General features: G+C 41.8%; 21 protein-coding genes and 1 pseudogene. 9 read left to right on the top strand and 13 right to left on the bottom strand.

The window, feature by feature from the left end:
* Positions 1-16 precede the first annotated feature (16 nt).
* The 6 genes from rsmA to hemA all read right to left on the bottom strand — a co-directional run bounded on the left by rsmA (position 17) and on the right by hemA (position 7086).
* Positions 17-883 (bottom strand): 16S rRNA (adenine(1518)-N(6)/adenine(1519)-N(6))-dimethyltransferase RsmA, encoded by an 867-nt coding sequence (gene rsmA / locus EDC41_RS07915; protein WP_006251079.1) that lies wholly within the window; start codon positions 881-883, stop codon positions 17-19.
* Positions 884-944: 61 nt separating this feature from the next.
* Complete coding sequence (locus EDC41_RS07920) at positions 945-1889, bottom strand: peptidylprolyl isomerase (RefSeq protein WP_006251078.1); 945 nt, start codon at positions 1887-1889, stop codon at positions 945-947.
* Between the two features lie 78 nt (positions 1890-1967).
* The gene (gene pyrR, locus EDC41_RS07925) at positions 1968-2522 is read right to left on the bottom strand and encodes a bifunctional pyr operon transcriptional regulator/uracil phosphoribosyltransferase PyrR (protein ID WP_006251077.1); all 555 of its coding nucleotides are present in this window, start codon (positions 2520-2522) and stop codon (positions 1968-1970) included.
* Positions 2523-2535: 13 nt separating this feature from the next.
* Positions 2536-3963: a bifunctional D-glycero-beta-D-manno-heptose-7-phosphate kinase/D-glycero-beta-D-manno-heptose 1-phosphate adenylyltransferase HldE gene (gene hldE, locus EDC41_RS07930; RefSeq protein ID WP_006251076.1), complete on the bottom strand. Its 1428-nt coding sequence runs from the start codon at positions 3961-3963 to the stop codon at positions 2536-2538.
* 95 nt (positions 3964-4058) lie between these two features.
* Positions 4059-5594 carry a ribosome biogenesis GTPase Der gene (der, locus tag EDC41_RS07935; protein ID WP_006253144.1) on the bottom strand — a complete coding sequence of 512 codons (1536 nt, stop codon included), beginning with the start codon at positions 5592-5594 and terminating at the stop codon, positions 4059-4061.
* Between the two features lie 184 nt (positions 5595-5778).
* Positions 5779-7086 carry a glutamyl-tRNA reductase gene (gene hemA, locus EDC41_RS07940; RefSeq protein ID WP_006251074.1) on the bottom strand — a complete coding sequence of 436 codons (1308 nt, stop codon included), beginning with the start codon at positions 7084-7086 and terminating at the stop codon, positions 5779-5781.
* Positions 7087-7339: 253 nt separating this feature from the next.
* Here hemA and relA point away from each other — a divergent pair, with 253 nt between their 5' ends.
* Both relA and ispC read left to right on the top strand, forming a co-directional pair.
* Positions 7340-9538, top strand: a complete 2199-nt coding sequence (relA, locus tag EDC41_RS07945) for a GTP diphosphokinase (protein WP_006251073.1) — start codon at positions 7340-7342, stop codon at positions 9536-9538.
* 118 nt (positions 9539-9656) lie between these two features.
* A complete protein-coding gene (gene ispC, locus EDC41_RS07950; protein ID WP_006253142.1) occupies positions 9657-10847 on the top strand; it encodes a 1-deoxy-D-xylulose-5-phosphate reductoisomerase in 1191 nt (396 codons plus the stop codon).
* Positions 10848-10889: 42 nt separating this feature from the next.
* Here the strand turns inward: ispC and nhaC are convergent, their stop codons facing one another.
* The 6 genes from nhaC to EDC41_RS07980 form a co-directional block, all read right to left on the bottom strand.
* Positions 10890-12272: a Na+/H+ antiporter NhaC gene (gene nhaC / locus EDC41_RS07955; protein WP_006251071.1), complete on the bottom strand. Its 1383-nt coding sequence runs from the start codon at positions 12270-12272 to the stop codon at positions 10890-10892.
* A gap of 45 nt (positions 12273-12317) precedes the next feature.
* Positions 12318-13904: an FAD-dependent oxidoreductase gene (locus tag EDC41_RS07960; RefSeq protein ID WP_032844914.1), complete on the bottom strand. Its 1587-nt coding sequence runs from the start codon at positions 13902-13904 to the stop codon at positions 12318-12320.
* Positions 13905-13967: 63 nt separating this feature from the next.
* The gene (locus EDC41_RS07965; RefSeq protein WP_006250193.1) at positions 13968-14774 is read right to left on the bottom strand and encodes an ABC transporter ATP-binding protein; all 807 of its coding nucleotides are present in this window, start codon (positions 14772-14774) and stop codon (positions 13968-13970) included.
* A gap of 14 nt (positions 14775-14788) precedes the next feature.
* Positions 14789-16759 carry a dipeptide/oligopeptide/nickel ABC transporter permease/ATP-binding protein gene (locus EDC41_RS07970; protein WP_006251068.1) on the bottom strand — a complete coding sequence of 657 codons (1971 nt, stop codon included), beginning with the start codon at positions 16757-16759 and terminating at the stop codon, positions 14789-14791.
* Position 16760: 1 nt separating this feature from the next.
* Positions 16761-17714, bottom strand: a complete 954-nt coding sequence (locus tag EDC41_RS07975; protein ID WP_006250191.1) for an ABC transporter permease — start codon at positions 17712-17714, stop codon at positions 16761-16763.
* Between the two features lie 211 nt (positions 17715-17925).
* Positions 17926-19509: an ABC transporter substrate-binding protein gene (locus tag EDC41_RS07980; RefSeq protein WP_006250190.1), complete on the bottom strand. Its 1584-nt coding sequence runs from the start codon at positions 19507-19509 to the stop codon at positions 17926-17928.
* 222 nt (positions 19510-19731) lie between these two features.
* Here EDC41_RS07980 and hemW point away from each other — a divergent pair, with 222 nt between their 5' ends.
* From hemW to EDC41_RS08015, 7 genes are all read left to right on the top strand, one after another.
* Positions 19732-20889 carry a radical SAM family heme chaperone HemW gene (hemW, locus tag EDC41_RS07985; RefSeq protein WP_006251066.1) on the top strand — a complete coding sequence of 386 codons (1158 nt, stop codon included), beginning with the start codon at positions 19732-19734 and terminating at the stop codon, positions 20887-20889.
* A 141-nt stretch (positions 20890-21030) separates the two neighbouring features.
* Positions 21031-21513, top strand: coding sequence for a virulence RhuM family protein (locus EDC41_RS07990; RefSeq protein WP_006251065.1), 483 nt, complete (start codon positions 21031-21033; stop codon positions 21511-21513).
* Positions 21482-21679, top strand: coding sequence for a hypothetical protein (locus tag EDC41_RS13865; RefSeq protein WP_006251064.1), 198 nt, complete (start codon positions 21482-21484; stop codon positions 21677-21679). Before EDC41_RS07990 ends, EDC41_RS13865 begins: the two co-directional genes overlap by 32 nt.
* 86 nt (positions 21680-21765) lie before the next feature.
* On the top strand, positions 21766-22233 hold the full coding sequence (gene bcp / locus EDC41_RS08000) for a thioredoxin-dependent thiol peroxidase (RefSeq protein ID WP_032844913.1): 468 nt from the start codon (positions 21766-21768) through the stop codon (positions 22231-22233).
* Complete coding sequence (gene gmhB / locus EDC41_RS08005; protein ID WP_006251062.1) at positions 22233-22781, top strand: D-glycero-beta-D-manno-heptose 1,7-bisphosphate 7-phosphatase; 549 nt, start codon at positions 22233-22235, stop codon at positions 22779-22781. Before bcp ends, gmhB begins: the two co-directional genes overlap by 1 nt.
* Positions 22782-22785: 4 nt before the next feature.
* Positions 22786-23625, top strand: a complete 840-nt coding sequence (queF, locus tag EDC41_RS08010; protein ID WP_006251061.1) for an NADPH-dependent 7-cyano-7-deazaguanine reductase QueF — start codon at positions 22786-22788, stop codon at positions 23623-23625.
* A gap of 191 nt (positions 23626-23816) precedes the next feature.
* The gene (locus EDC41_RS08015) at positions 23817-24950 is read left to right on the top strand and encodes an anhydro-N-acetylmuramic acid kinase (RefSeq protein WP_006251060.1); all 1134 of its coding nucleotides are present in this window, start codon (positions 23817-23819) and stop codon (positions 24948-24950) included.
* Here the strand turns inward: EDC41_RS08015 and EDC41_RS14095 are convergent.
* Positions 24947-25399: pseudogene (locus EDC41_RS14095) on the bottom strand (MFS transporter); the annotation flags it as partial. The gene EDC41_RS08015 and the pseudogene EDC41_RS14095 sit on opposite strands and share 4 nt — an antisense overlap.
* Positions 25400-25477 lie beyond the last annotated feature (78 nt).

Below are 25477 nucleotides of genomic sequence, written 5' to 3' on the forward strand. Positions count from 1 at the left end.
GCTTGTAATTTATTGATTAGCAATCTTCATCAACCAATTCTTCGGTTGTATCAATTGCCGGCGGGTTGTCGTGTAGCCAGTTAGCCAAACGCACATAATCGGCAATGGTAAGGTTTTCCGCTCGGGCGGTTAAATCAACGCCTAAGGCTTCCAGTTGCTCCGCACTAAACAGGGTTGAAAGAGCATTGCGTAAGGTTTTACGGCGTTGGTTAAAGGCTTGAGTCGTGACCCGATTGAGCCAATACACATCTTTTGCCGGATAAGGCAGTTGGTTATAAGGCACTAAACGCACTACCGCAGAATCGACTTTTGGTGCCGGTTTAAAGGCGGTTGGCGGCACTTCCAGCACCGGAATTACTTGGCAATAGTATTGAGCCATAATGGTTAAACGCCCGTATGCTTTACTGTTTGGCGCGGCACATAAACGTTTCACCACCTCTTTTTGCAACATAAAGTGCATATCTTGAATTAAGTCGTGAAAGGTCAGCAGGTGGAATATCAAGGGCGTAGAAATGTTGTAAGGTAAGTTACCAAACACACGCACCGAGTCTTCGTCTAAGTTGAGTTGGTTAAAATAGTCACGGACATTAAAGCGTAGGGCATCTTGCTCAATAATGGTGAGTTTTTGGTTTAAAAACGGGTGGTGGCGTAAACGCTCTGCTAAATCACGGTCAATTTCAACCACCGTGAGTTTATCTACCAATTCGGCAACCGGCTCGGTTAATGCTCCTAAACCCGGACCGATTTCTAATAAAAATTGTCCGTTTTTCGGGTTAATGGCTGAAACTATGCTGTGAATAATGTTCATATCGTGCAAAAAGTTTTGCCCGAAACGCTTACGAGCGGTATGACCTAAATGTTTTTTGGAATTTGTAGAACTCATTGTTATCCTTTTTGAAATAAGAAAAGAACCCCGCATTATGCGAGGTTCTTAAAAATTTTAATTATTGACCGACATATTGAATATTGGCGGTTTTTCTAAGCGCTTTTACCCAATCTTTAGAGGCTTCTTCGGCTTGCTTGTTCACCAGTTGCTGATAAGCACGTTGGTGGTAAGCATCTTCGGTTCTGTCTCCGTTACGAGTGTCGGTGACTTTTAAAATATGCCAACCAAATTGCGATTTAAACGGAGCAGAAATTTGGTTTGGTTTGATTTTTGATGCAACATTCGCAAATGCCGGATCGTAAATTTCTAAGAAGTTAAAACCTAAATCTCCACCGTCTGTCCCTGAGGCGTAATCAACAGAATGGGCTTTTGCCGCTTCTTCAAAGCTGATTTTGCCTGAGTTAATATCAGCAGTTAAGCTGCTAAGTTTTGCTTTGGCTTGAGCATCATTTAAAATCGGGTTGGTTTTTAGCAAAATATGACTAATTCGATGCTCTTTGCCGGAAACGGTTTTCAATTTGCCTGCTGCTTTATCTTTCGCCATTAACTCTTTCGCCAGAGCTTGCACTTGCTGTGGTGCAACCTGAATCGATTTGCTAATGCTGATATGGCGAACTTGTTCCATTGCCATTTGTTGAGCAATATTACGTTTGAATTGTTCAAGTGTAATACCTTGATAATCTAACGCATCTAATAACTGACCGTAAGTAATACCGTTTTGAATTGCCACATTTTCAACCGCTTGGTTTACCGCAGCTGGGCTGACTTTAACGCCGGCTTCTTTCATTGCCTGTTGCACCAACATATCATCAATCACTTGATCAATAGCCGCACGTTGAGCAGTTTCTGTCGCCTTTTTCTTGCCAAGCACACGTTGAACCTGGCTTTGCATAATAGGGGTATCATTCACTAACGCCACCACTCTTTCTTCAAATGCGTGGGCGGTTTGGGTAAGACTCATTGTTGCAACGGCAACAGCAAATAATGATTTGACTAATTTCATTTTTATAACAATCCTAATGGAGGTAATTAAGCAGTAACTTTTCCTTAGAGATAAGTTTAGCGAAAAGGTTCACTTAATTTAAGCACTTTCTTTATTGGCAGCAGGAACTAAGACCACTTGGTTAATCCCATCATACGAGAGCGTTTGCACCTGAATTTGCTCGTTTTTAGCCGTTGGAATATTTTTTCCGACATAATCGGCTCGGATAGGCAATTCCCGATGACCTCTATCGACAAAAATCACCAGTTCAATTCTGGCAGCTCTGCCAAAATCTAAGAGTGCATCAAGTGCCGCCCGAATGGTTCTGCCGGTAAACAGAACATCATCAACCAAAATCACTTTTTTACCGTTCAGATTTAGCTGATTATCGGCTCCCATAAATACGGGATCTTGATAAATTAAGTCTAGGTCATCACGGTAGAACGTAATATCTAACGCCATATAAGGCAAGCGTGTTTGAGCTAAATCTTCAATGCGTTTTTGGATTAACTCGGCAATTTCAGCTCCTCGACGTTTGATGCCGACAATCACTACATCTTGCAAATCACCGTGTTTTTCAATAATTTGATGTGAAATACGAGATATTGTGCGCTGAAATTGCTCGGTATCAATAATGATTTTTTCTCTCGTCATTCGCTTATTACCATTATAGTGCTTGAATTTTCTTGATCACATTAGTGGTAGAACAGCCGTTTTCAAAGTTCAATACTCGCACATCGCCGCCGTTTGCCCATACTTCTTGGCTGCCGGCAATCTCTTCCGGCTTGTAATCACCACCTTTTACCAATAAATCAGGTAGGATTTCACTGATTAAACGTTGTGGTGTATCTTCATCAAAAGGCACAACCCAATCTACAGAGGCTAAACCAGCTAAAACTGCCATACGGGCAGCTAAATCATTAATCGGGCGAGCTTCGCCTTTTAGGCGTTTTACCGAAGCATCGGTATTGACGGCTACAATTAATCGGTCGCCTAATTTACGGGCGTTTTCCAAATAGGAAACGTGACCGGGGTGAAGAATATCAAAGCAACCGTTCGTCATCACGATTTTTTCGCCACGTTTTTTCGCTTCTTCCACAATCGCTTTTAATTCGGCTTCAGAAACCAAGCCAAAACCGGTGGCAGTGCGTTGGTGAATCGCATTTTCCAGCTCAACCGGGCTGACGGTTGAAGTCCCTAATTTACCTACGACTACACCGGCGGCAGCATTGGCTAAATAGCAGGCTTCTTCATAGGCTCTGCCATCGGCAATCGCAGTGGCTAATACACTGATTACGGTATCGCCTGCACCGGTTACATCATAAACCTCTTTGGCTTGGGTCGGCAGATGATAAGGCTCGTGGTTCGGGCGAAGTAAGGTCATTCCTTTTTCCGAACGGGTAACTAATAGTGCAGATAAATCATAGTCGGCAATCAGTTTTAACCCTTTGCTGACAATCTCATCCTCATCTTTACAATGCCCAACCACCGCTTCAAATTCCGACATATTTGGTGTAAGCAATGTTGCCCCACGATAGCGTTCAAAGTCTGTGCCTTTCGGGTCGATCAGCACCGGCACCTTAGCATTGCGGGCAATTTGGATCATTTGTTGCACCGATTCCAATGTGCCTTTGCCGTAATCCGAGAGAATTAATGCTCCGTAAGCGGTAATTTCTTGCGAAAGTTTTGCAAGTAGGGCGGTAGAATCTACATTGTGAAAACCCTCTTCAAAATCCAACCGCAATAATTGCTGATGGCGGGAAAGAATCCGCAATTTTGTGATGGTTGGGTGCGAATTAATCGCCACACAATGATTTTGGATCTGGTGGGAATTAAGTAATTTATCTAAAGCACGCCCGGCATCATCATCGCCAATTAAGCCGTGTAATGTTACCGGTACGTCAAGACTGGCGATGTTCATCGCCACGTTTGCCGCACCGCCGGCACGCTCTTCAATATCTTGTACTTTCACCACCGGCACAGGGGCTTCAGGCGAAATTCGATTGGTTGCCCCGAACCAGTAACGGTCTAACATTACATCGCCAAGCACCAGCACTTTAGCATTATTAAATTTTGGAGAGTATTGCATCATCATAGTTAATATTCTCTGTTAAATGATGGCGCAAGCGTCCACGCTTGTGCCATTATTAGTTTTAGCACAAGCGTGGACGCTTGCGCTATCGTTAGATATTATTTCTTACTTTTCTTAATAAACTTCATCAAACGTTTACGTTTGCGTAATTGGCTTGGTGTCAGTTTGTTTTTCTTACCGGCAAAAGGATTATTGCCTTCTTGGAATAAAATCCGAATTGGCGAGCCGATAATTTTTAAACTTTTACGGAAATAATTACTTAAATAACGTTTGTAAGAATCCGCTAATTTTTCAACCTGATTGCCGTGAATCACAATAATTGGTGGGTTGTAGCCACCCGGGTGAGCATATTTTAATTTCACTCGGCGACCATTAACCAATGGTGGTTGGTATTCATCAGCAGCCATACGCAAAATGCGAGTCAGCATTGAGGTCGAGGTTTTTTGCGTTGCACAAGCGTAGGCTTCTTTTACTGAATCAAACAAATTCCCCACGCCTGAGCCGTGCAATGCCGAGATAAAATGCACTCTGGCAAAATCAATAAAATCTAAACGGCGATCTAACTCTGATTTCACTTGATCTTTAATATCTTGCGACAAGCCGTCCCATTTGTTTACCACAATCACCAATGAACGACCAGCATTTAGAATAAAGCCGAGTAGTGATAAATCCTGATCGGAAATACCTTCTCGGGCATCAATAGTTAATAGCACCACGTTTGCATCTTGAATGGCTTGCAAGGTTTTAATTACCGAGAATTTCTCAACCGCTAAATTCACTTTGCCACGTTTACGCACACCGGCGGTATCAATGATGGTATATTGCTGACCGTCACGCTCCATTGGAATATAAATAGAATCACGGGTTGTTCCTGGCATATCATAAACTACCACACGCTCTTCGCCTAAAATGCGGTTGGTCAGTGTTGATTTACCAACATTCGGACGACCGACAATCGCAATTTTGATATTTTTATCTTCAATCGACTCTTCTGCTTCTTCTGCCAAGGCTTCATCTAATAATGCCGCATCTTCTTCGTTCTCAAAGTCGAATTCGGTATCCCATTCGTCTGTTTCTTCATTTGCAACATTTTTAGCATTTTCGCCCGCTTGTTCTTGGTTAAATTGCTCGGCATTTAGCTGTTCGCCTAAAGGAGCTAACACTTGCTCGATAAGCTGCGTAACCCCACGCCCTTGTGCTGCAGCAATTTGTTCTACTTCGCCTAAGCCTAATTGATAGAATTCGGCACAGTGAGAGTCGGCATCAATACCATCGGTTTTATTGGCAACCACCACCGTGGTTTTTTCACGTTGGCGTAAATATTGAGCAATGCCGACATCGGCAGGTAATAATCCGGCTCGGGCATCAACCAAGAAAAGCACCACATCGGCTTCTTCAATCGCCAATAAAGATTGTTCCGCCATTTTTTCTTCCACGCCTTCCTCTGTACCATCAATACCACCGGTGTCGATTACAATGAAATCGTAGCCGGCAATATTAGCGTGACCATATTTACGGTCTCGGGTTAAGCCGGGGAAATCTGCTACTAAGGCATCTCGAGTACGAGTTAAACGGTTAAATAAAGTCGATTTGCCGACATTAGGTCTGCCCACTAGGGCAACAACAGGAGTCATTTTGTATCCTCTATATCCGGTTATTTGCAAAATGGTTGCAAAAATTGGCTTATTATAGCGGAAATTTGGGGAAGTTGAAATTAGAAGAAGATCGGGAACACGGGGAGGGACGCACGGCGTGCATCCGCAAGCGGTTAAAAATGTTCAATTTTTTGCAAATATGCCTAAAAGAATGTGCTGAGCATCATTCTTCTAGCCGTAATGCTCTTGAAAAACTTTGTAAGCCGGTGGAGTTGCCACTTTTTGCCATTGCTTGTAACGCTTGGGTTGGGGCGTGTAGTAACTGGTTGGTGAGTTTGTAGCTTAGCTCACTTAATACTTTTTGGCTGTCTTGCCCTTGACTGATTGCTTGTAGGGCTTTCTCCAACAATTCTTGGCGGGTTTGCTCCGCATCTTGACGATAGCGTTTGATTAAATCGCTAGACTGCTGTTGTTTTAACCATTCAAAAAATGCTTTGCTTTCCTCTTTGACGATTTCAGCGGCTTGTTTGGCGGCTTCTTCACGCTGAGCCATATTGCGTTGGATAATATTTTGTAAATCATCAACACTATAAGCGTAAACGCCCTCTAAGTCGCCGGCTTTTTCGTCAATATCACGAGGAACGGCAATATCAATCAGCAAAAGTGGGTCAAATTGGCGTTGTTTTTGCGCAATTTCCACCATTTCTTTACTGATTAGGGTATCAGGGCTACCGGTGGAGCTAATAACTACATCAGCTTGGTTTAAACCGAGTTGCAAAGCACTTAACGACAGAATTTGCATTGGAGCGTTTAGTTTTTCCGCCAACATTTCCGCCCGAATATGGGTGCGGTTTGCCAACATTATATTTTTCGCCCCGTGTTGAATTAAATAGCGGGCGACTAATTCAATGGTTTCGCCTGCCCCTACCAGCAAAAAGCGTAACTTGCCAAAATTATCGAAAATTTGATGGGCTAAACCGCAAGCTGCATAAGCAACTGACACCGCTTGGCTGCCGATTTCGGTTTCGGAACGTACTCGTTTTGCGGTGGCAAAGGTGCGTTGGAACAAGCGTGATAGCTTGGTGAACATCGCTTTTTGCTGATGTTGGTAGAAATCTTCGCTATATTGATAGGCTTGTTTAACCTGCCCTAAAATTTGTGGTTCGCCTAAAATTAGTGAATCTAATCCGCTTGCCACTTTCATTAAGTGGTTAGCGGCTTCTAAATTTTGTTTAAAATATAAACATTCACGCAACTCGCTTTCATCAAGTTGATGAATTTGGGCAAACCAGCGGAAACATTGTTCACGCCATTGGATATTTTCCTCGCTCTCTTCACGGGGAGAAATATTAGGCTGGTGGAAGTAGAGCTCGGTGCGGTTGCAGGTAGAGAGAATGACCACGCTTTCAGCCAATCCGCTCGTTTGGATTTGTTCAAGAGCCAGTTTACGTTTGTCATCTACAAACGCCACTTTCTCTCTTAAACCCACAGAGGCGGTTTTATGGTTGATTCCTAAAGCTAAAATTGTCATTGCTACCCACAAAAATAAAGATCAAAATAAAAACGCAAGTATTTTAATCAAGAGCGTGAAGTCGTGCAAATGATTGTGTTGATAGGTTTGATTTATCACAAGGTTGCTACCTCTTAAGGAGTAAAGAGGATAAGATAACTTGGATTAAATTTTCGATTAGGGGTAAATTTTTTCTGAATTTCCACGTATAATAAAACTCCATTTTAAGCTGTACAAGCGGTCTAATTTCCACAAAAATTTACAAGGAGGCCTTATGGTAGCAATTCGTTATTCCCATCAACTTGAACCGAATAATTTTGAGTTGTCGAGTTGGTGTGCAAGCCTGAATATGTCTCCTGTGACTTTTGAGCAGATTCACAATGCGTGGAGTTATGCACAGGAAAAACTGGATACCGACTATAGTCTGATGTGGTATGGCATTGAGATGGTTGAAGTATTGCACGGCTTGAATATGGACGATGACAGCTTAGTTGCCGCAATGCTTTTTCCTCTGGTAAAACACAATGTGATCGACTTGGTGCAATTAAAAGAAGATTTCAGTAACGACATCAAAAACTTAGTTAAAGGCGTACTCGAAATGGAGAATATCCGCCAGCTTAGTGCCAATAATGTGTCGGATCTGCAAATCGACAATATCCGTCGCATGTTGTTGGCGATGGTGGACGATTTCCGCTGTGTGGTGATTAAACTTGCCGAACGAATTGCCTACCTGCGTGATAGTAACCACCATTCCGAAGAAGATACCGTTCTCGCCGCTAAAGAATGTTCTCACGTTTATGCACCGCTTGCCAATCGATTGGGTATCGGGCAGCTCAAATGGGAGCTGGAAGATTACTGTTTCCGCATTTTACACCCTGTCTCTTACACTCAAATTGCTAAATTTGAATTGGGCGAACGCCGTGTGGATCGTGAGCGTTATATTGCAAATTTTGTAGCAGATCTGACCGCTTGTTTAAGTCCTGAAATCAAGAATGTGCAGATTTATGGACGCCCGAAACATATCTACAGCATTTGGAAGAAAATGCAGAAAAAACGGTTGAGATTTAATCAGCTTTTCGATATTCGGGCAGTGCGGGTAATAGTGCCAACACTAGAAGATTGCTACACGGCATTAGGCATTATTCACACCAAATATACCCATTTGCCGGAACATTTTGATGATTATATTGCTAACCCGAAACCTAACGGCTATCAATCATTACACACCGTTGTATTAGGCGAGGGCGATAAAACCATCGAAGTGCAAATTCGCACCCAGCAAATGCACGATGATGCCGAGCTTGGGGTGGCGGCTCACTGGAAATACAAAGAGGGAGCAACCGCAGGGCGTTCGGGCTACGAAGAAAAAATTGTCTGGTTGCGTAAACTCCTTGAGTGGCAAAATGATCTTGCCGATTCGGGCGATATGGTGGCGGAAATGCGGTCACAAATTTTTGATGATCGTGTTTATGTTTTTACCCCGAGAGGTGAGGTGATCGATTTACCGCAAAAAGCTACGCCGCTTGATTTTGCTTATGCAATTCATAGTGAAATCGGGCATCGTTGCATTGGAGCAAAAGTGGCAGGGCGGATTGTGCCATTCACTTATCATCTGCAAATGGGCGATCAGGTTGAAATTATCACCCAAAAAGAGCCGAACCCAAGCCGAGATTGGCTCAATCCGAATACCGGTTTTGTGAATACAGGCAAAGCTCGCTCAAAAATTATTGCGTGGTTTAAAAAATTAGACCGAGAGAAAAATATTCCAATCGGCAAAGAGGCCCTTGAAGCCGAAATGGAAAAATTCGGTTTTACGCTCAAGCAAATTGAAGAATATGCTCTGCCTCGCTATAACTTAAAACAGTTTGATGATCTCTATGCCGGTATTGGCGGTGGCGATATTCGTCTTCATCAGTTAATGCACTTCTTGCAATCAAAATTAATTAAACCGACCGCCGAACAAGAAGACGAAGCGGTACTTAAACAGGTGAATAAAAACACCAATCAGCCGAAGCCAAGCAAAGGCTATGTGATTGTAGAGGGCGTAGGGAACTTAATGCATTCCATTGCCCGTTGCTGCCAGCCGATTCCGGGTGATGAAATCGTGGGTTACATCACACAAGGCAGAGGGATTTCGATTCACCGTGCAGATTGTGAGCAACTGTTTGAATTACAAAGTCTCAACCCAGAACGAGTTGTGGAGGCGGATTGGGGCGAAGGCTATACCTCTGGTTTAAGCTTAACCATTCGAGTGATTGCCAATGACCGCAACGGCTTACTGCGAGATGTCAGTGCAATTATGGCAAATGAAAAAGTAAACGTGTTAGGCGTTTCCAGCCGAACCGATGTGAAACGTAGCCTTGCCACCATTGATATGGAAATTCAGCTTAACAACGTTGAAATTTTGAATAAATTATTGGCTCGTATCGCTCAATTAGATGATGTTATCGAAGCAAAACGGCTTTCGAGTTAATCTACAAGCGGTTGTTTTTGCTAAACAATTTACAAACAACGAATGAGTATCCGCATAATTACGGCGTAGGGGCGAAAAATCTTTCGCCCTTATCAGTCATTAGATAAAGAGAAACAAAATGAAAAAATTAGTGATTTTAGGTTCAACAGGTTCTATCGGTAAAAGCACTTTATCGGTAGTTGAGCATAACCCAAACCAATATGAGGTGTTTGCGTTAGTTGGTGGAAAGAATGTTGAATTAATGCTGGAGCAATGTCGTCAATATCAGCCGACTTTTGCGGCAATGGATGATGAAAAATCCGCACAAGCATTAAAAACGGCATTGGCAACTTTGGGGTCTAAAACTGAAGTGTTAGCCGGTCAAGCAGCTATTTGTGAGCTTGCTGCACATTCCGAAGTGGATATGGTAATGGCTGCTATTGTAGGAGCAGCAGGGTTATTACCGACACTTTCTGCGGTGAAAGCGGGTAAAACCGTATTGTTGGCAAATAAAGAATCGCTGGTAACCTGTGGGCAAATTTTTATTGATGAGGCTCGTAAATCCGGTGCGAAGCTCTTACCGGTAGATAGTGAACACAATGCGATTTTCCAATCGCTTCCACCGGAGGCACAGCAAAAAGTCGGGTTTTGTCCACTCGCTGAACTGGGTGTCAGTAAAATTATTTTAACAGGATCGGGTGGACCGTTCTGTACTAAGCCATTAAATGAATTTGATGCGATTACACCGGCTCAAGCAGTTGCTCACCCCAATTGGTCTATGGGTAAGAAAATTTCAGTCGATTCAGCCACAATGATGAACAAAGGCTTGGAGTATATTGAAGCCCGCTGGTTGTTTAATGCAACAGCCGAGGAAATGGATATCATCATTCACCCACAATCAATTATTCATTCGATGGTGCGTTATATTGATGGCTCGGTGATTGCTCAAATGGGCAACCCGGATATGTGTACGCCGATTGCTCACACGATGGCATATCCAAACCGAATTAATGCTGGTGTGCCACCATTAGATTTCTTTAAATTAAAAGAGCTAACCTTTATCGAGCCGGATTTTGCCCGTTACCCGAACTTAAAATTAGCGATTGAGGCTTTTGCAGAAGGACAGTATGCGACAACAGCGATGAATGCCGCCAATGAAATTGCCGTTGAGGCGTTTTTAAACGAGCAAATCCGCTTTACGGATATTGTGAACGTGAATAGAACGGTGGTGGAAAATATTGCTCCAATTCAAGTCAGTGAAATTGCTGATGTATTGCATATTGATAAACTCGCCAGAGAGTTAGCCAAACAAGCTGTTCTTCAGCTCTAATGAAAAGAAAATGCCTACAAATTTGTAGGCATGTTTCACATATTAGTTAGCTTTTTTACTGATTGTTACCCCGGTAAATCCAAAAATTAAGGTAAGGATTAAACAGATATAACAGAAGAATGCGTATGGTAGATAATCTAACACCGGTACATTTAATACGCTACTGATAAACACACCGCACACGCCCCAAGGGACTAATGGGTTGATTACCGTGCCTGCATCTTCAATGGTGCGAGATAAGTTTTTCACTTCTAGGCCTAAACGCTCATAAGTTGAGCGGAAAGTATTACCTGATAACAATAAGCTCAAATATTGCTCACCGATTAAGACGTTAATTCCCACCGCAGTGCTGGCAACTACAAGAGTAACACGTCCTGTGCTGGTTAAAAAGCCGCTAATGCCGTTAAGTAGTGCCGGTAAAATGCCGAGGATTTGTAAAAGACCACCTAAACTTAACGCAAGCAATACAATAGTGATGGTAAAGAACATACTATTAATGCCACCACGAGAGACTAATGATGCCACTTCGCCTAAATCTACGCCTTCAACAGGTTTATAGCTGGTAAAGAAATAATTCCCTAGCTGTTCAAGGGTTGGCGAACTGTGGATATAGGTAATAATTAGCGAGAGTGTTACTGTAGTTACAATAATATAAATTGAATTAACACGCTTAATTGCCATTAAAATTAACGTAACAAAAGGTAGCAAAGAGTAGCCGTGTATTAATCCTGTTTCTTGCAAATTGGTTTTTAGGTTCTCTATATTTGCTAAATTTTGTGCATCAGTAGGTTCGGTTAAAAACCAAAGGAATAATGCTGTTAAAATCCACGCAGGGATGGTGGTATAAAGCATATTACGGATATGAGCGAACATATCAATGCCCACTACGGAAGCAGCAATGGTAGTAGTGTCTGAAAGTGGAGAGGTTTTATCGCCAAAAAACGCCCCTGAAACCACCGCACCTGCTACAATCGCAGGGTTCGCACCGAAAGCAGAAGCCATACCGATAAAAGCAACACCGATGGTGGCGGTTGTGGTTAAACTACTGCCTAACGCAATACCTACTACAGAACTTAATGCGAATGCAGAAATGTAAAATAATTCAGGTGAAATCACACTTAAGCCATAATACATTAAGGTTGGAATCGCACCAGACATCATCAAAGCTGAAACCAATAATCCAATAAAAAAGAATAGGTAAACCGCACCAATACCGGACATCAGCCCGCTTGCCATACCCTCTTGCATATTTTTAAACGGAATTTTATTGATTAAGCCGAAAAGTAGCAGCATTACAATCACGGCTAGAATTGAAATTTGAGGCACCCAGCCAAGCCCAATCATTGTAAAACCTAAGATAAAGACCGTCAAAAGCGAAAGTATGACCGCTGTCATTGGTTTTAATTTAAGTAGGTAGTTATTCATTTATACTCCTAATTTATTATTTTTAAATAAGTTGGCTATTATAGACTAATTTTGTTCATCTAAGTAGTGCGCGCCTAAACTCTGCTCATTTAGCATTTGATTGACCACTAATTGAGCGGTTTTTAACGCATTGTAAATTTCAATGCCTTGATATTGAGCGTGATAGATTGGGTCAAATTCTTGTTCCAAACGGTTTAATTCCTCAAGTAGTAGTTTGAGGTTGCTCCGAGTGCGGTACACATTGGCGTATAACGCCATTTTCTCTCGAATAGTAGAAAGCACTTCACTGGCAGTTAGTTCTAGATTAGCAGTTGAATTAGCAAGCTGATTTAATGCTTTTTCTGCCATTGCAAGCGGTGAGATTTCGCTGTTTTTTTGCAAATCATTCTGTTCTAGCGAACGAACAATTTCCGATACCGCACGTTTGGCAAACACTAAGCCACCGCCGACTGAGTTACCACCCATACGGTTTGCCCCTTCAATGCAGTGAGAAATCTCACCAATCGCAAATAGCCCTTTTACTGCACTTTCGCCCCATTGATTAATTTGAATGCCGCCGTTACAGCTATGAGCAAACGGCTTGATTGCAATCTTATCTTGCACTAAATCAATCCCGACTTCATTTTTGAGCCAATTCAAATAGACGGTATAAAACTCTTCCGTGTCTTCATACAATTTGGGGCTGTATTTAAGGTAAATGCCTTTTTCGTGAGGGTTTTCAAGCAAATGTTTCATCATCACTAAATCGAACTCCACGCCGGCAAAATCAAGGCTGAAAGGAGCATAATGGCTACGTTCCAGCACCATTTTTGCAAATTGCTCGGCATTTAAGTGTGGAAATAGATTGTTACCCTTAGAATCGGTGATTTGGGTGACATACTTCAATGTATGTTCGCCAAATAGCACCTTGTATTTTGGCTCGACAAAGGCAGGAATGAACTGAATAAAGGCAAGATTAACCAAGGTTGCCCCGGCTTGTTGTGCCACATAATGAAGTGAACCGATAACATCAGCCGGGTAGAGATTATCTTTATACAGCCCAGCAATCCCGCCTGCGGCTAAAATAAGATGCTTGGTTTTGCAAAAAATATAGGAAATTTGACCGCTTGTAGTGAGCGAAAATACCGCACCTTGCACTTGGTTATTGTCTGTGACGATGTGTAAAAGGGTAGCATTTTCATAGAAATCAATGTGTTGCTCTTGCAAAATCTGTTTCGCTCGTAGGGCAGATTCCCGCCAATCTTTAATTAAATAAATTGGGCGAGGGTATTTGGCAAAACAAGCCGGACGGTTGTCGTTACGCTTCCAAGGCTGAAAGCCGATACGGTGGAGTAGTTCAATCGCTTGTGGTGAATCTTCGATATAGGCTTGTACCACATTAGGGTTGATTTTGCCTTTGCCGATGTTTTCAATATCTTCTTTAAAGTGAATTTTATCGGCTTCATCGCCGGTTACTTGAATGCCAAGTGTTGCCTTAAGCGGAAAGTAGCTCGCTCCCGAGCCAATCGTAGATTTGCTAATCAGTAAGGTATTAATGCCTTTTTCTTTTGCCTCAACTGCAGCAGAAAGCCCAGCGATGCCAGAGCCGACAATTAATAAATCAATGTTAATGGTTTGGGTAATTTGGATCATAAATAAAAACACAAGCGGGTAAAATTTGCGAAAAATTTTACCGCTTGTAGGCACAAAGCACAATTATAATAAAGATGGTGCTGCTTCAATTAAGGTTCGGGTGTACTCTTGCGTTGGGCGTTCAAATACGTCTGAAGCATCGCCCATTTCCACAATTTTACCGCCGTTCATAACCACAATGCGGTCTGAAACTTGGTGAACGGTTTGTAAGTCGTGAGAGATAAATACCATCGCTAAATTGAGTTCTTTTTTCAAGTCTGCCAGCAGGTTCAGTACTTGAGCTCGAACCGATACGTCAAGTGCAGAGGTTGGTTCATCAGCCACAATCAGCTTCGGATTTAATGCCAATGCACGAGCAATCGCTACACGTTGCTTTTGCCCACCAGATAATCGGGTTGGCTCGACCAACGCCGCTGAACGAGGTAGACCGACTCGAGAGAGCAAATCATAAACCCGCTTCTCACGTTCTTGCGGTTGTAAGATATTATGAATATCCATCGGATCTTTTAAAATATCCAACACACGCATACGCGGATTTAGGGCGGTTGCCGGGTCTTGGAAAATTACTGACACTTGGCTACCGAAATATTTGCGAGCTTCCGCACTGCCATATTTCATCTCTAAGCCGTTAAATTTTACTGTGCCGGAGGTTGGTTTTTGAAGCCCGATCATCACACTGGCTAAAGTAGATTTGCCACAACCAGATTGTCCAACCAGACCGACTGTTTCACCGGCGTGAATTGCTAGGCTGACATCATTTACCGCCGTGAATTTTTTCGGGTTAAATAAGGTGCCGTCACGAGAAGCAAATTGCACAACAATATTAGACAGTTCAATAATTGGCTGTTCTTTGATAAATTTCATACTCATCGTATTGCTCTCCTTTATGCTTCTTTAGATTGTGGTTCTTCTAAGTGTGAAGCCCAGAAGTGTTGTGGGTGATCACCGGTTGGCACTAATTTCAAGTGCTGTTCAGGGTTTGCATCTGGTCTTAATGAACGACTCGCAAAACGGTCACCTTTCGCAAAATCAAATGGTGAAGGCACACTGCCTGGAATTTGGTATAGGCGTTCTGCACGCAATTCGGTAGAAAGTACCGAGCCTAATAATCCACGTGTGTATTCGTGTGTTGGGTTTGCCAATAATGGCGTAGTTGGTGCAGTTTCAACCACTTGACCAGCATACATTACCGTGATGTGGTGAGCGATTTGTGCCACTAAAGCTAAGTCGTGGCTCACGAATACCATTGCAAATCCAAGTTTCTCACGTAATTCGTTTAATAATTTGATCACTTCAGCTTGAACGGTTACGTCTAATGCTGTTGTTGGTTCATCAGCAATCAATAGTTTCGGTTCACGAGCAAGTGCCATTGCAATTAATACACGCTGACGTTGTCCTCCAGATAACTCGTGAGGATAACGGTTGAGCGTTTTTTCCGGGTCAAGTTTTACCCATTGCAATAATGTTTCTGCTGATTGTTTACCACCACGGCTGATTAATTGTGCCATTTGGTCTTTAATACGCATTGATGGGTTTAACGCACTTAATGCATCTTGGTAAATCATCGAGATTTCGTGACCACGAAGGGCATTTAAATCGGCTGATTCTAAAAGATTGTGTTGTTTACCTGAACGGTCGGTAAAGAGGATTTCACCAGTGATTTTTGCAGTTTTTGGTAATAAACCCATAATTGAGAATGCGGTGATTGATTTACCACAACCAGATTCACCCACTAAGCCCATGGTTTCGCCTTCGTGAACAGTAAAGCTGATATTATCAACAAGCGGAGTTTCACCATAACGATTTGGGAAACGGATTGATAAGTTTTTCACTTGTAAAATCGGTTTGGCCGTTGAGTTTAATTGCATACGGTCAGTACGGGTCGTTTCTTTCTCGTGTAATTTGAGTAAGTAACGTTTTAACGCAAGAGTTTCAGACATTGCTTCTTGAACGTCTGTTGCCAATGGTTTTGCGACATCTTCTTTACTTTGAGTTGAACGTTTTAGTTTTGGATTTACTAACGCATCGGTTAAGCCTTCAGCAAGGATATTTAACGCAAGTACGGTTAATAAAATCATAATCCCTGCGAAAGTTGTAGCCCACCAGAAGCCACTTAATACAAGGTTACGACCTTCAGATAAGATATTTCCCCAAGATGGGAATGGAGGCTGGACACCTGCACCTAAGAATGAAAGTGATGCTTCAAATACGATGGCATCAGCAACCATCACTGTTGCGAATACTAAAACCGGTGCAGCAGTATTACGCACAACGTGTTTTAATAGAATATAAGTACGGCTACCACCAATTACACGCTCGGCACGCACATAATCTTCTTCCCATTGAGATACTACGTTAGCACGCACCACTCGGGCAAGTTGGGGAGTGTAAACAACCGCAATAGTCACGATAATCACAGGTACAGAGTTACCGAAAGTGGCAAGTAATACAGCAGCTAATGCGATACCCGGGAATGCCATTAAGATATCCATAAAACGCATAATCACTTCGTTACCGAATTTATCGGCGGTTGCCGCGGTTGCCCCTAAAATACTACCGAATAGAATCGCAACGCCTACCGCACCTAAACCGATAAAGAGAGATGTTCTTGCTCCCCATACCATACGCGAGAAAATATCACGTCCTAAACGGTCTGTACCGAATAAATAATCACCGCTTGGAGCTTGCACTGGACGTAGCGTTTGTAGTGGGTCATAAGGCGCTACTAATGGTGCAAAAATAGCGACTAATGCGATAAATACAATAAAGAGTAAGGCGATTTTTGAGCTGGTTGATAATGCTCTAAATCTTGCACCGCCTGAAGCAAGTCGAGCAGCTAATCCTTGGCGAAACATATTATAAACTCCGAATTTTTGGATTAATGAGCAAGTAAAGAATATCAACAATGATATTCACCAACACGAAAGTAAATGCGATAGTTAATACTACACCTTGCACTAAGTTCAAGTCGTGATTGACGATACCGTTGAAAATTAATTTACCCATTCCCGGTAAGTCGAAGATCTGTTCAATCACAACTGCACCACCTAATAAATAACCAACCCGTAAACCTAATACTGTTACCGGAGTAATTAAGGCATTACGAAGCACGTTGTGGCGAATCACCGTTGAGTAAGGTACACCATTACCGATGGCTGTTCGAACATAATCTTTATCCATTTCTTCTACCATTGTTGTACGCACGACACGGATCAATGAGGCACATACAGGAACAGCTAAAGCGAGTGAAGGGAGAACCATTGAGTTTACATAGCCTTTTGGATCTTCGCTAAATGGAATAAAACCGCCTGAAGGCAACCAATCTAATTTTAAGGAGAAGTATTGAATCAATAAAATACCCAACCAGAAAGAAGGTGTGGCAACAGCGGCAACCGAGATTAAACGGATTAATTGATCAATCCAAGTATCACGGTAAAGTGCTGCCGTTACACCTAATGTGAAAGAGACGATAGCAGCTAAGAAGACCCCAATAAAGGTAAGCTGTAATGTTAAAGGGAATGCTTTAGCAATCATATCAACAATAGGCTGTTCTGGAGGGGTTGTCATACCGAAATCTAATACGAATAAATTCCCTAAAAAGCGAAAATATTGTACAAGCAATGGATCATTTAACCCATGTTGTTCACGATAGATTTCTTTAGCGGCTTCGCTGGCGCTTTCACCGAGAGCAACGGTTGCCGGATCTCCGGGGGTGAATTGTAAAACAATAAATACCAAGGCAGTTACGCCTAAGATCATTACCGGCAGAGCCATTAGGCGACGCCATAATAATCGGAGTATAATTTCCATTTTCTTCTCCTTGAGTGTAGTTACACTCCAAAATTAAATCTAAGTTTACCTACAAGCTAATATAGTGATATGTAGGATTATAAATGAAAATATAGAAATGGTAAGAATTCTGAGTGATATAAGACGAATATTACATCATTTTGATTTTTATTTATGCAAGCGGTAAATTTTTTGTAAAATATTACCGCTTGCATTTAGCTAGCCGTTACGACTATTTAGCACGACCAACACCGATAAATGACATACCTGTTGTTGGTAATGGTTGGAAACCTGTTAATGCCTTATCATTCCACGCAGTTGGCAATTTACGGTGAATAATTGGGTAAAGAGGCACTTGTTCAGCGATAATATTGATTGCTTTCGCCCAGGCTTCTTTAGAAGCAGCAGGATTTTTGGCCGCTTCATCAAGCAGTTTTTGTACTTCTGCATATTCAGCTGTTTCAGACCAGCGGAAACGACGTTTCGGCCATACATCACCACGATACCACCAGCTTAATAATAGGTCTAAGTCATTACCGAAAACTGATGGGTCGCCAGGTGCAATCACAACTTCGTATGCACCTTTATCAACGTGTGTGCCATATAATGCACCTGATTGTAAGTGTTTGAGTGAAACTTTCACGCCTTTTAAGCTGTTCCACGATTCAAGAATTAATGGCGCACATTCTTTCACCCAAGAGTGATCGGTTGCCAACAATTCAAATTTTAACTCTGTCACACCCGCTTCTGCTAATAACGCTTCGGCTTTCGCTTTATCGAAATCATATTGCGAATTTGCTTTCACATAATCCGGGTGAGTATCTTGCACGTAAGATGTAGCAGCTTTTGCATTGCCTAAGAACACCACATCAATTAATTTTTGGGTATCTAAGCCATAATGTAACGCTTGGCGAACTTTCGGGTTGTTAAACGGTGCTTTTTCACAGTTAAACATTAAGAACAGTAAGCCGAATGATTGTACTGACTCAACGGTACCTTTACGTTTTAAGCGTTCTGCATCTAAGTAAGGCACAGACTCAATTGCTTGAACACGGCCAGATTCTTGAGCGGTTACACGAGCGGCATCATCAGAAAGTAAGAACCAAGTCATTTTCTCGACTTGTGCCGGGTAGCCACCGTTATAATCTGCAAATGCTTCGAAAACAATACGATCATCTTTAGTTGCGGATACAAATTTATATGGGCCAGTCCCCACTGGATTAGCATCAAATGCAGCTTGACCGGCTTCTACCACTGCTTTTGGTACGATTTTAACAATGGTTAGGCGCTCTTTGAATAACGCAAATGGATATTTCAATTTGAATTCAACCACTTTGTCATCAACTTTTTTCACAGTGTCAATAAATGGAATGAATTGTGCGAAAAGTGATGCTTTAGCTGGGTCTAATACACGTTCAAATGAGTAAACTACGTCTTCAGTGGTAACCGGATTACCATTGTGGAATTTAGCCCCGTCACGTAAAGTAATTCGATAGGTTACATCATCAATTTTTTCAGGCTCTGCTGCTGCCAATGCTAAATATGGTTTGCGAGTGGCTGGATGTAAGTCCACGAGGCCTTCAAAAATATGGAGGTTTGCCGCCATTGAGGATGCACCGCTTGAGGTAAGCGGGTCAAATCCGGTTGATATGGGATAAGCTATACCGGCCTCAATCGTTGAGCCGGCGGCAGGGGCTGCAAATGCTTTAGGTGTAAATGTACCTAAAGTGCCACTAAATGCCATACCGGCACCGACACCTGCAATTAGTTTCATAAAACCACGGCGGGATTCGTTGTGTTCAAACTGTTTTTTCATCTTAAAGCTCCTTTAAGTTTTTATGATAGGGGCGGTATTATTTGCTGAAGTGAATTTATCAAAAAATGCACTTTTTTTAAATTGAATTTATCATATCATTAATGTCAAAGTGGTAAAGCAAGAATTATTGAATTTGTGATCTAGCTCACGAAAATCTTTGCTTTTCACTTCACGTGCTTTTCGTTATTATTCGCCAATTTAATCATAAATGAAAAATTGACAGTGAACCTGATTTTACCGCCTTTAAGCCTTTATATCCATATCCCTTGGTGCGTGCAAAAATGCCCTTATTGCGATTTTAACTCGCACGCTCAAAAAGGATTAATTCCCGAGCAAGAATATATCGAACATTTACTTGCAGATTTATCCCAAGATTTGACCGCTTACCGAGTGGCAATAGGTGATCGTAAATTATATTCTATTTTTATTGGCGGCGGCACCCCGAGCTTATTTTCAGCGGAAGGGATAGCTTATTTATTAAGTGAAGTAGAAAAACGGATTGCATTCGAGCCAAATATCGAAATTACACTGGAAGCGAACCCGGGAACCGCAGAGGCAGAGCGATTTTTAGGTTACGCACAAGGTGGCGTAACCCGCATTTCAATGGGAATCCAAAGTTTTGAGCCGGAAAAATTATTGAAATTAGGACGGATTCACGATGCAAATGAAGCAAAACAAGCGATTAAATTTGCCCAAAATTCTGCAAAATCGGGCTTGCAAAGTTTCAACATTGATTTAATGCACGGCTTACCAAACCAATCGGTTAAACAAGCCTTGGTGGATTTAGAAACAGGGATTTCACTCAATCCACCGCATTTATCGTGGTATCAGCTCACGATTGAGCCGAATACGATGTTCTATTATCGTAAGCCAACCTTGCCTGATGATGACGAGTTATGGGATATTTTCGAGCAAGGGCATCAACTTTTAACGAATGCCGGCTATGAGCAGTATGAAACCTCGGCTTATGCCAAAAAAGGCTACCAATGCAGACACAATTTAAATTATTGGCGATTTGGGGATTATTTGGCGATTGGTTGTGGTGCTCACGGCAAAATTTCGTATCCGACAGGGGAAATTTATCGTTTTAGCAAAACCAAACACCCGAAAGGTTATATGCGAGGGGAGTACCGCTACAGCCAAGATCTGATTGAGTTAGACGACCGCCCGTTTGAGTTTTTTATGAACCGCTTTAGATTGCTTGAAGCCACGCCAAAACAAGAATTTGAATGGTTTACCGGTTTAGACAGGGAAATTGTTCGCCCGACAATCGATTGGGCGTTAAACCAAAACTATATTTCCGAAAGCTCAACCCATTGGCAAATTACCCAACACGGTAAATTGTTTTTAAATGAATTACTGGAAGGCTTTCTAGACTGATTTGCAAAAAAACGACCAAAACAGACCGCTTGTAATGCTAAATTACAGGCGTTTTTTGTGATGTGCGTCGAAAAATTCGTATTTTTTACTAGACAAAAAAACAGTATTCAGTAGCATAGCTCTCACAAATAAGGAGAGCTTATGACCGATAAACAAATCCGTAATAGTACCGCCGAATTTTTGATTTTTACCCAACAAAATGGAGCAGAAAATATTACTGTTCGTTATGAAGATAACGAAATTTGGCTCACGCAAAAATTAATTGCTCAGCTTTTTGATGTTTCTATTCCAACTATCAATGAGCATTTAAAGCATATTTTTGAAAGTGGAGAGCTAGAAGAAATGTCAGTTATTCGGAATTTCCTAATAACTGCCGCAGATGGTAAAAATTATCGTACCAAACACTACAACCTTGATGCCGTTATTTCGATAGGCTATAGGGTAAACTCGGTGCGGGCGACACAATTTCGCCAATGGGCAACTAAAGTATTACGGGATTTCGCCCAAAAAGGCTATGTGATTGACCGCCAAAGAATGGAAAATGGTACATTTTTAAATGAAGATTATTTTGAGCAGTTGCTGGCAGAAATTCGTGAAATTTGGTTATCTGAACGGCGTTCTTGAGGGCAAAGGCAAAATGCGTTTTGATGAAGCGAAATTGCACGCAGAAAGCGAATTTGAGAAATACCGCATTGTTCAAGACAGATTATTTGAAAGCGATTTTGACAAGGTATTGAAAGAAGTGTTGCGGTCGGAAAATCAATACCGTCCATCATTTTCAACAACATAAAACAACCGCATTTTGCAAATTTTTTGCCAAGTTTGACCGCTTGCCGTGTATAATGCAAGCGGTTATTTTTTATGGAAAAATTACAAATGAATATCTTACAAGCAGGCGATAAAGCCCCTCAATTCACTCTTCAAAATCAGGCTGATGAGTCGGTTTCACTCTCTCAATTTGCCGGTAAAAAAGTGTTGGTTTATTTCTACCCGAAAGCCCTTACACCGGGTTGCACTACGCAAGCTTGTGGTTTGCGTGACAGCAAATCAGAACTTGATGAGCTCAATGTGGTTGTTCTCGGAATTAGCACCGATTTACCGAAAAAATTAGCTCAATTTGTAGAGAAAAAAGCCCTTAATTTTACCTTATTATCTGACCCGGAACACCAAGTTGCGGAAGCCTTTGGTGTATGGGGCGAAAAGAAATTTATGGGAAAAACCTATGACGGCATTCACCGCATCAGCTTTTTAATTGATGAACAGGGCGTGGTTGAGCAAGTGTTTGATAAATTTAAAACCGGCGAACATCACCAAATGATCGTGGATTATCTACGGGGTCGCTAATGGGAAAAAAAACCATTTTTTTAGACCGTGACGGCACAATTAATATCGATCACGGCTATGTGCATCAAATTGATGATTTTCAATTTATTGACGGTGTCGGCAAGGCGTTAAAACAGCTACAAGACAAAGGTTATTTATTGGTGCTGGTAACCAATCAATCTGGCATTGCCCGAGGCTATTTTAGCGAAGCACAATTTATGCAACTAACCGAATGGATGGACTGGTCGCTCGATGAAGATTATGGCGTGGTACTAGACGGTATTTACTACTGCCCACATCACCCCGAAGGCAAAGGCGAATACCGTGAAGATTGTGATTGCCGTAAGCCTAAAGCAGGTATGTTTACTCAAGCGATTCAAGATTTAAACATCGACCCAAGCCAATCTTATATGGTGGGCGATAAATTAGAAGATATCCTTGCCGCAGAAGCTGCCGGCGTGAAAACCAAAGTGCTGGTTCGCACCGGCAAAGCCGTGACGGAAGAAGGTCAGGCTAAAGCCGATTTGGTGTTAGATAGTTTAGTTGATTTAGTAAAATATATTAAATAAAGCAATGAATTATAACGATAAATCTCTTTCAGCCCTGAAATTAGGGCAAAAAACCGAGTACAAAAGCGAATATGACGCCTCGCTTTTGCAACCTGTTCCTCGTAAATTAAACCGTGATGGTTTAGGCATTACACAAGAGCAGCCTTTTAACCGAGGGGCTGATGTGTGGACTTGCTATGAGCTATCTTGGTTGAACCAAAATGGGCTACCGCAAGTAGCGATTGCAGATGTCGCCATTGATTTTAAGAGCGAAAACTTAATTGAATCGAAAAGTTTCAAGCTCTATTTGAACAGTTTTAACCAAACCAAATTTAGCTCAATAGAAGAAGTTGAGAAAACGATTCAAGCGGATCTGGCTCGCTGTGCAAGCGGTCAGGTTTCGGTAAAAATTTACCAATTATCGCACTACACGCAACAGCCGATAGTTGATTTTGCAGGCGATTGCATTGATGAGCAAGATATTCAAATCGACAGTTATGCGTTTTCGACTCAACATTTAGAAAACATTGCAGAAAATGAGCCGGTGGAAGAAATCTTAGTCAGCCATTTGCTCAAATCTAACTGCTTAATTACTTCACAGCCTGACTGGGGAAGTGTGCAAATTCGCTACAAAGGCAAAAAGCTAAACTGTGAAAAACTGTTACGTTATTTAGTGTCGTTCCGTGAGCATAATGAGTTCCACGAACAATGTGTGGAACGCATTTTCTGCGATTTAATGCAATTCGCTCAGCCGGAAAAATTAACGGTTTACGCACGCTACACCAGACGAGGCGGGCTAGACATCAATCCGTTTAGATCGAATTTTGAGGAAGTGCCGGAAAATCTAAGAATGGCACGCCAATGATTTTGTTGTTTTTTGTTCCCGTCTGAACCGCCTGAGCGTGTTTGAATTGGTAGGTAAATTTACTCTGAGCGGAGCGAATGTAAATTTGCCGTTAAGCCAATTCAAACTAAGCGAGGATAGCGGTGAAGCTCGGGTTGCCTTTCTTTTGGTTACTTTTCTTTGGCAAAGCAAAGAAAAGTAACAAATAGCAGATGTTGATTTTTATGATGAATGAATATAGCCCAAATTACTATATAGGCGTAATGTCCGGCACGAGCCTTGATGGGGTGGATATTGCTTTGCTGGATTTTGCAAAAAATCCACCGAAAATGACCGCTTGTGATTTTTTTCCAATGCCGGAGGAATTACGGGCGGATATTTCTGCGTTACTTAAAACCGGCGAAACCAATCTCCAAAAACTGGGGGAAATTGATCACCGTTTAGGCTTGCTTTATGCAGAAACGATCAATGCGTTTTTAGCGAAAAATCAGCTAAAAGCAGAGGATATTCAAGCCATAGGTTGTCACGGGCAGACGGTGTGGCATTCACCGGATTCTGAGTATCCCTTCACCACCCAAATTGGCGATATGAATTTGGTGGCAGAGCAAACCGGTATTACCACTATCGCTGATTTTCGGCGTAAAGATATGGCAGTAGGTGGGCAAGGGGCTCCGCTTGTGCCGGCATTTCATCAAGCTATTTTTAGCGATCCAAATCGTCTAACAGTGGTGCTGAATATTGGCGGCATCAGCAATATTTCGGTATTAAATCCCAATTCCCCTACAGTTGGTTATGATGTAGGAGCCGGAAATACTTTGATGGATAGTTGGATCGAACAACATCAAGGCAAAAGATACGATAAAAACGGCGAATGGGCGAGAACGGGCAAGCTCAATACTGAACTGTTAGCGACGTTATTAGACGAGTCGTTTTTTGCTAAAGCCCCGCCTAAAAGCACTGGGCGGGAGCTGTTTAATTTAACGTGGCTTGCAAAAAAATTGGAAAATTTGACCGCTTGTCAGCCACAAGATGTGCAACGCACGCTGGCAGAATTTACTGCTCAAAGTATTGCCAATGAGTTATTACGCTTTGAAAGCTCTCTGCCTCGCTTGCTTTTAGTTGGTGGTGGTGGGGCAAGAAATCCGTTATTAATGGAACGGATTTCTGCTTTACTTCCCGAGTGGGAGGTTACAACCACTACAGAATTTGGTTTAGATATTGATTATGTAGAGGCTGCCGCTTTTGCTTGGTTAGCTTACCAGCGAATCCATAATTTACCCAGTAATATGCCTAGCGTGACAGGAGCAAAAAAAGCCGTGAGTTTGGGCGTGATTTACCCTGCTTAGATTAAGAAAATGTAAGGTAATACATTCATTACTCCGAGAGTGGTAATAGCTAAAATTAATTTAGAGCTTCCAAACATTAAGCCTTGGTTTTTACCATTGTCTAATTTCACTAGCATATTAGATAGTGCCGTATTCGCATACACGGTAATAGTGGCAAAAATCACTAAATAGAGAAATGCAGTGATGGTTGAAAGCCATTGGAGTGCATAAAACCAAGGCATTATTTGAAGTATAATCAGTATTGGTGCAATATAAATAAGTTTATGTACTGTCAGATTTAATTTTCGTGAAAAATCAGATTGCAATAACACTGCAATTAAATTATTCACAAAGAATGAGACAGAGACTAATTCTGGTTTATCCAGAAGATTGGTGAATATATAGGGGAATATAATATAAAATGCACTTCCTAGACCAAGCGGAATAAAAAGTAATAAATTGTAGAAGATCAAACCTAATCTGACAGTCCCCCGTTTTAAATTACCGTGTCTGTCAGATTAATTTGAGCTTAAATTCTTTTCCACCCA

It is taken from the genome of Mannheimia haemolytica (genome assembly GCF_004342115.1).
GTDB lineage: Bacteria > Pseudomonadota > Gammaproteobacteria > Enterobacterales > Pasteurellaceae > Mannheimia > Mannheimia haemolytica.

What these genes read in the sequence shown, in the direction of transcription:
- hemA (WP_006251074.1), bottom strand. Translation starts at nt 7,086, where the DNA reads ATGACAATTTTAGCTTTAGGAATCAACCATAAAACCGCCTCTGTGGGT.
- ispC (WP_006253142.1), top strand. Translation starts at nt 9,657, where the DNA reads ATGAAAAAATTAGTGATTTTAGGTTCAACAGGTTCTATCGGTAAAAGC.
- der (WP_006253144.1), bottom strand. Translation starts at nt 5,594, where the DNA reads ATGACTCCTGTTGTTGCCCTAGTGGGCAGACCTAATGTCGGCAAATCG.
- hldE (WP_006251076.1), bottom strand. Translation starts at nt 3,963, where the DNA reads ATGATGATGCAATACTCTCCAAAATTTAATAATGCTAAAGTGCTGGTG.
- EDC41_RS07970 (WP_006251068.1), bottom strand. Translation starts at nt 16,759, where the DNA reads ATGTTTCGCCAAGGATTAGCTGCTCGACTTGCTTCAGGCGGTGCAAGA.
- rsmA (WP_006251079.1), bottom strand. Translation starts at nt 883, where the DNA reads ATGAGTTCTACAAATTCCAAAAAACATTTAGGTCATACCGCTCGTAAG.
- EDC41_RS07960 (WP_032844914.1), bottom strand. Translation starts at nt 13,904, where the DNA reads ATGATCCAAATTACCCAAACCATTAACATTGATTTATTAATTGTCGGC.
- queF (WP_006251061.1), top strand. Translation starts at nt 22,786, where the DNA reads ATGAATTATAACGATAAATCTCTTTCAGCCCTGAAATTAGGGCAAAAA.
- nhaC (WP_006251071.1), bottom strand. Translation starts at nt 12,272, where the DNA reads ATGAATAACTACCTACTTAAATTAAAACCAATGACAGCGGTCATACTT.
- EDC41_RS07975 (WP_006250191.1), bottom strand. Translation starts at nt 17,714, where the DNA reads ATGGAAATTATACTCCGATTATTATGGCGTCGCCTAATGGCTCTGCCG.
- EDC41_RS07990 (WP_006251065.1), top strand. Translation starts at nt 21,031, where the DNA reads ATGACCGATAAACAAATCCGTAATAGTACCGCCGAATTTTTGATTTTT.
- EDC41_RS07965 (WP_006250193.1), bottom strand. Translation starts at nt 14,774, where the DNA reads ATGAGTATGAAATTTATCAAAGAACAGCCAATTATTGAACTGTCTAAT.
- EDC41_RS08015 (WP_006251060.1), top strand. Translation starts at nt 23,817, where the DNA reads ATGTTGATTTTTATGATGAATGAATATAGCCCAAATTACTATATAGGC.
- EDC41_RS07920 (WP_006251078.1), bottom strand. Translation starts at nt 1,889, where the DNA reads ATGAAATTAGTCAAATCATTATTTGCTGTTGCCGTTGCAACAATGAGT.
- gmhB (WP_006251062.1), top strand. Translation starts at nt 22,233, where the DNA reads ATGGGAAAAAAAACCATTTTTTTAGACCGTGACGGCACAATTAATATC.
- relA (WP_006251073.1), top strand. Translation starts at nt 7,340, where the DNA reads ATGGTAGCAATTCGTTATTCCCATCAACTTGAACCGAATAATTTTGAG.
- pyrR (WP_006251077.1), bottom strand. Translation starts at nt 2,522, where the DNA reads ATGACGAGAGAAAAAATCATTATTGATACCGAGCAATTTCAGCGCACA.
- bcp (WP_032844913.1), top strand. Translation starts at nt 21,766, where the DNA reads ATGAATATCTTACAAGCAGGCGATAAAGCCCCTCAATTCACTCTTCAA.
- EDC41_RS07980 (WP_006250190.1), bottom strand. Translation starts at nt 19,509, where the DNA reads ATGAAAAAACAGTTTGAACACAACGAATCCCGCCGTGGTTTTATGAAA.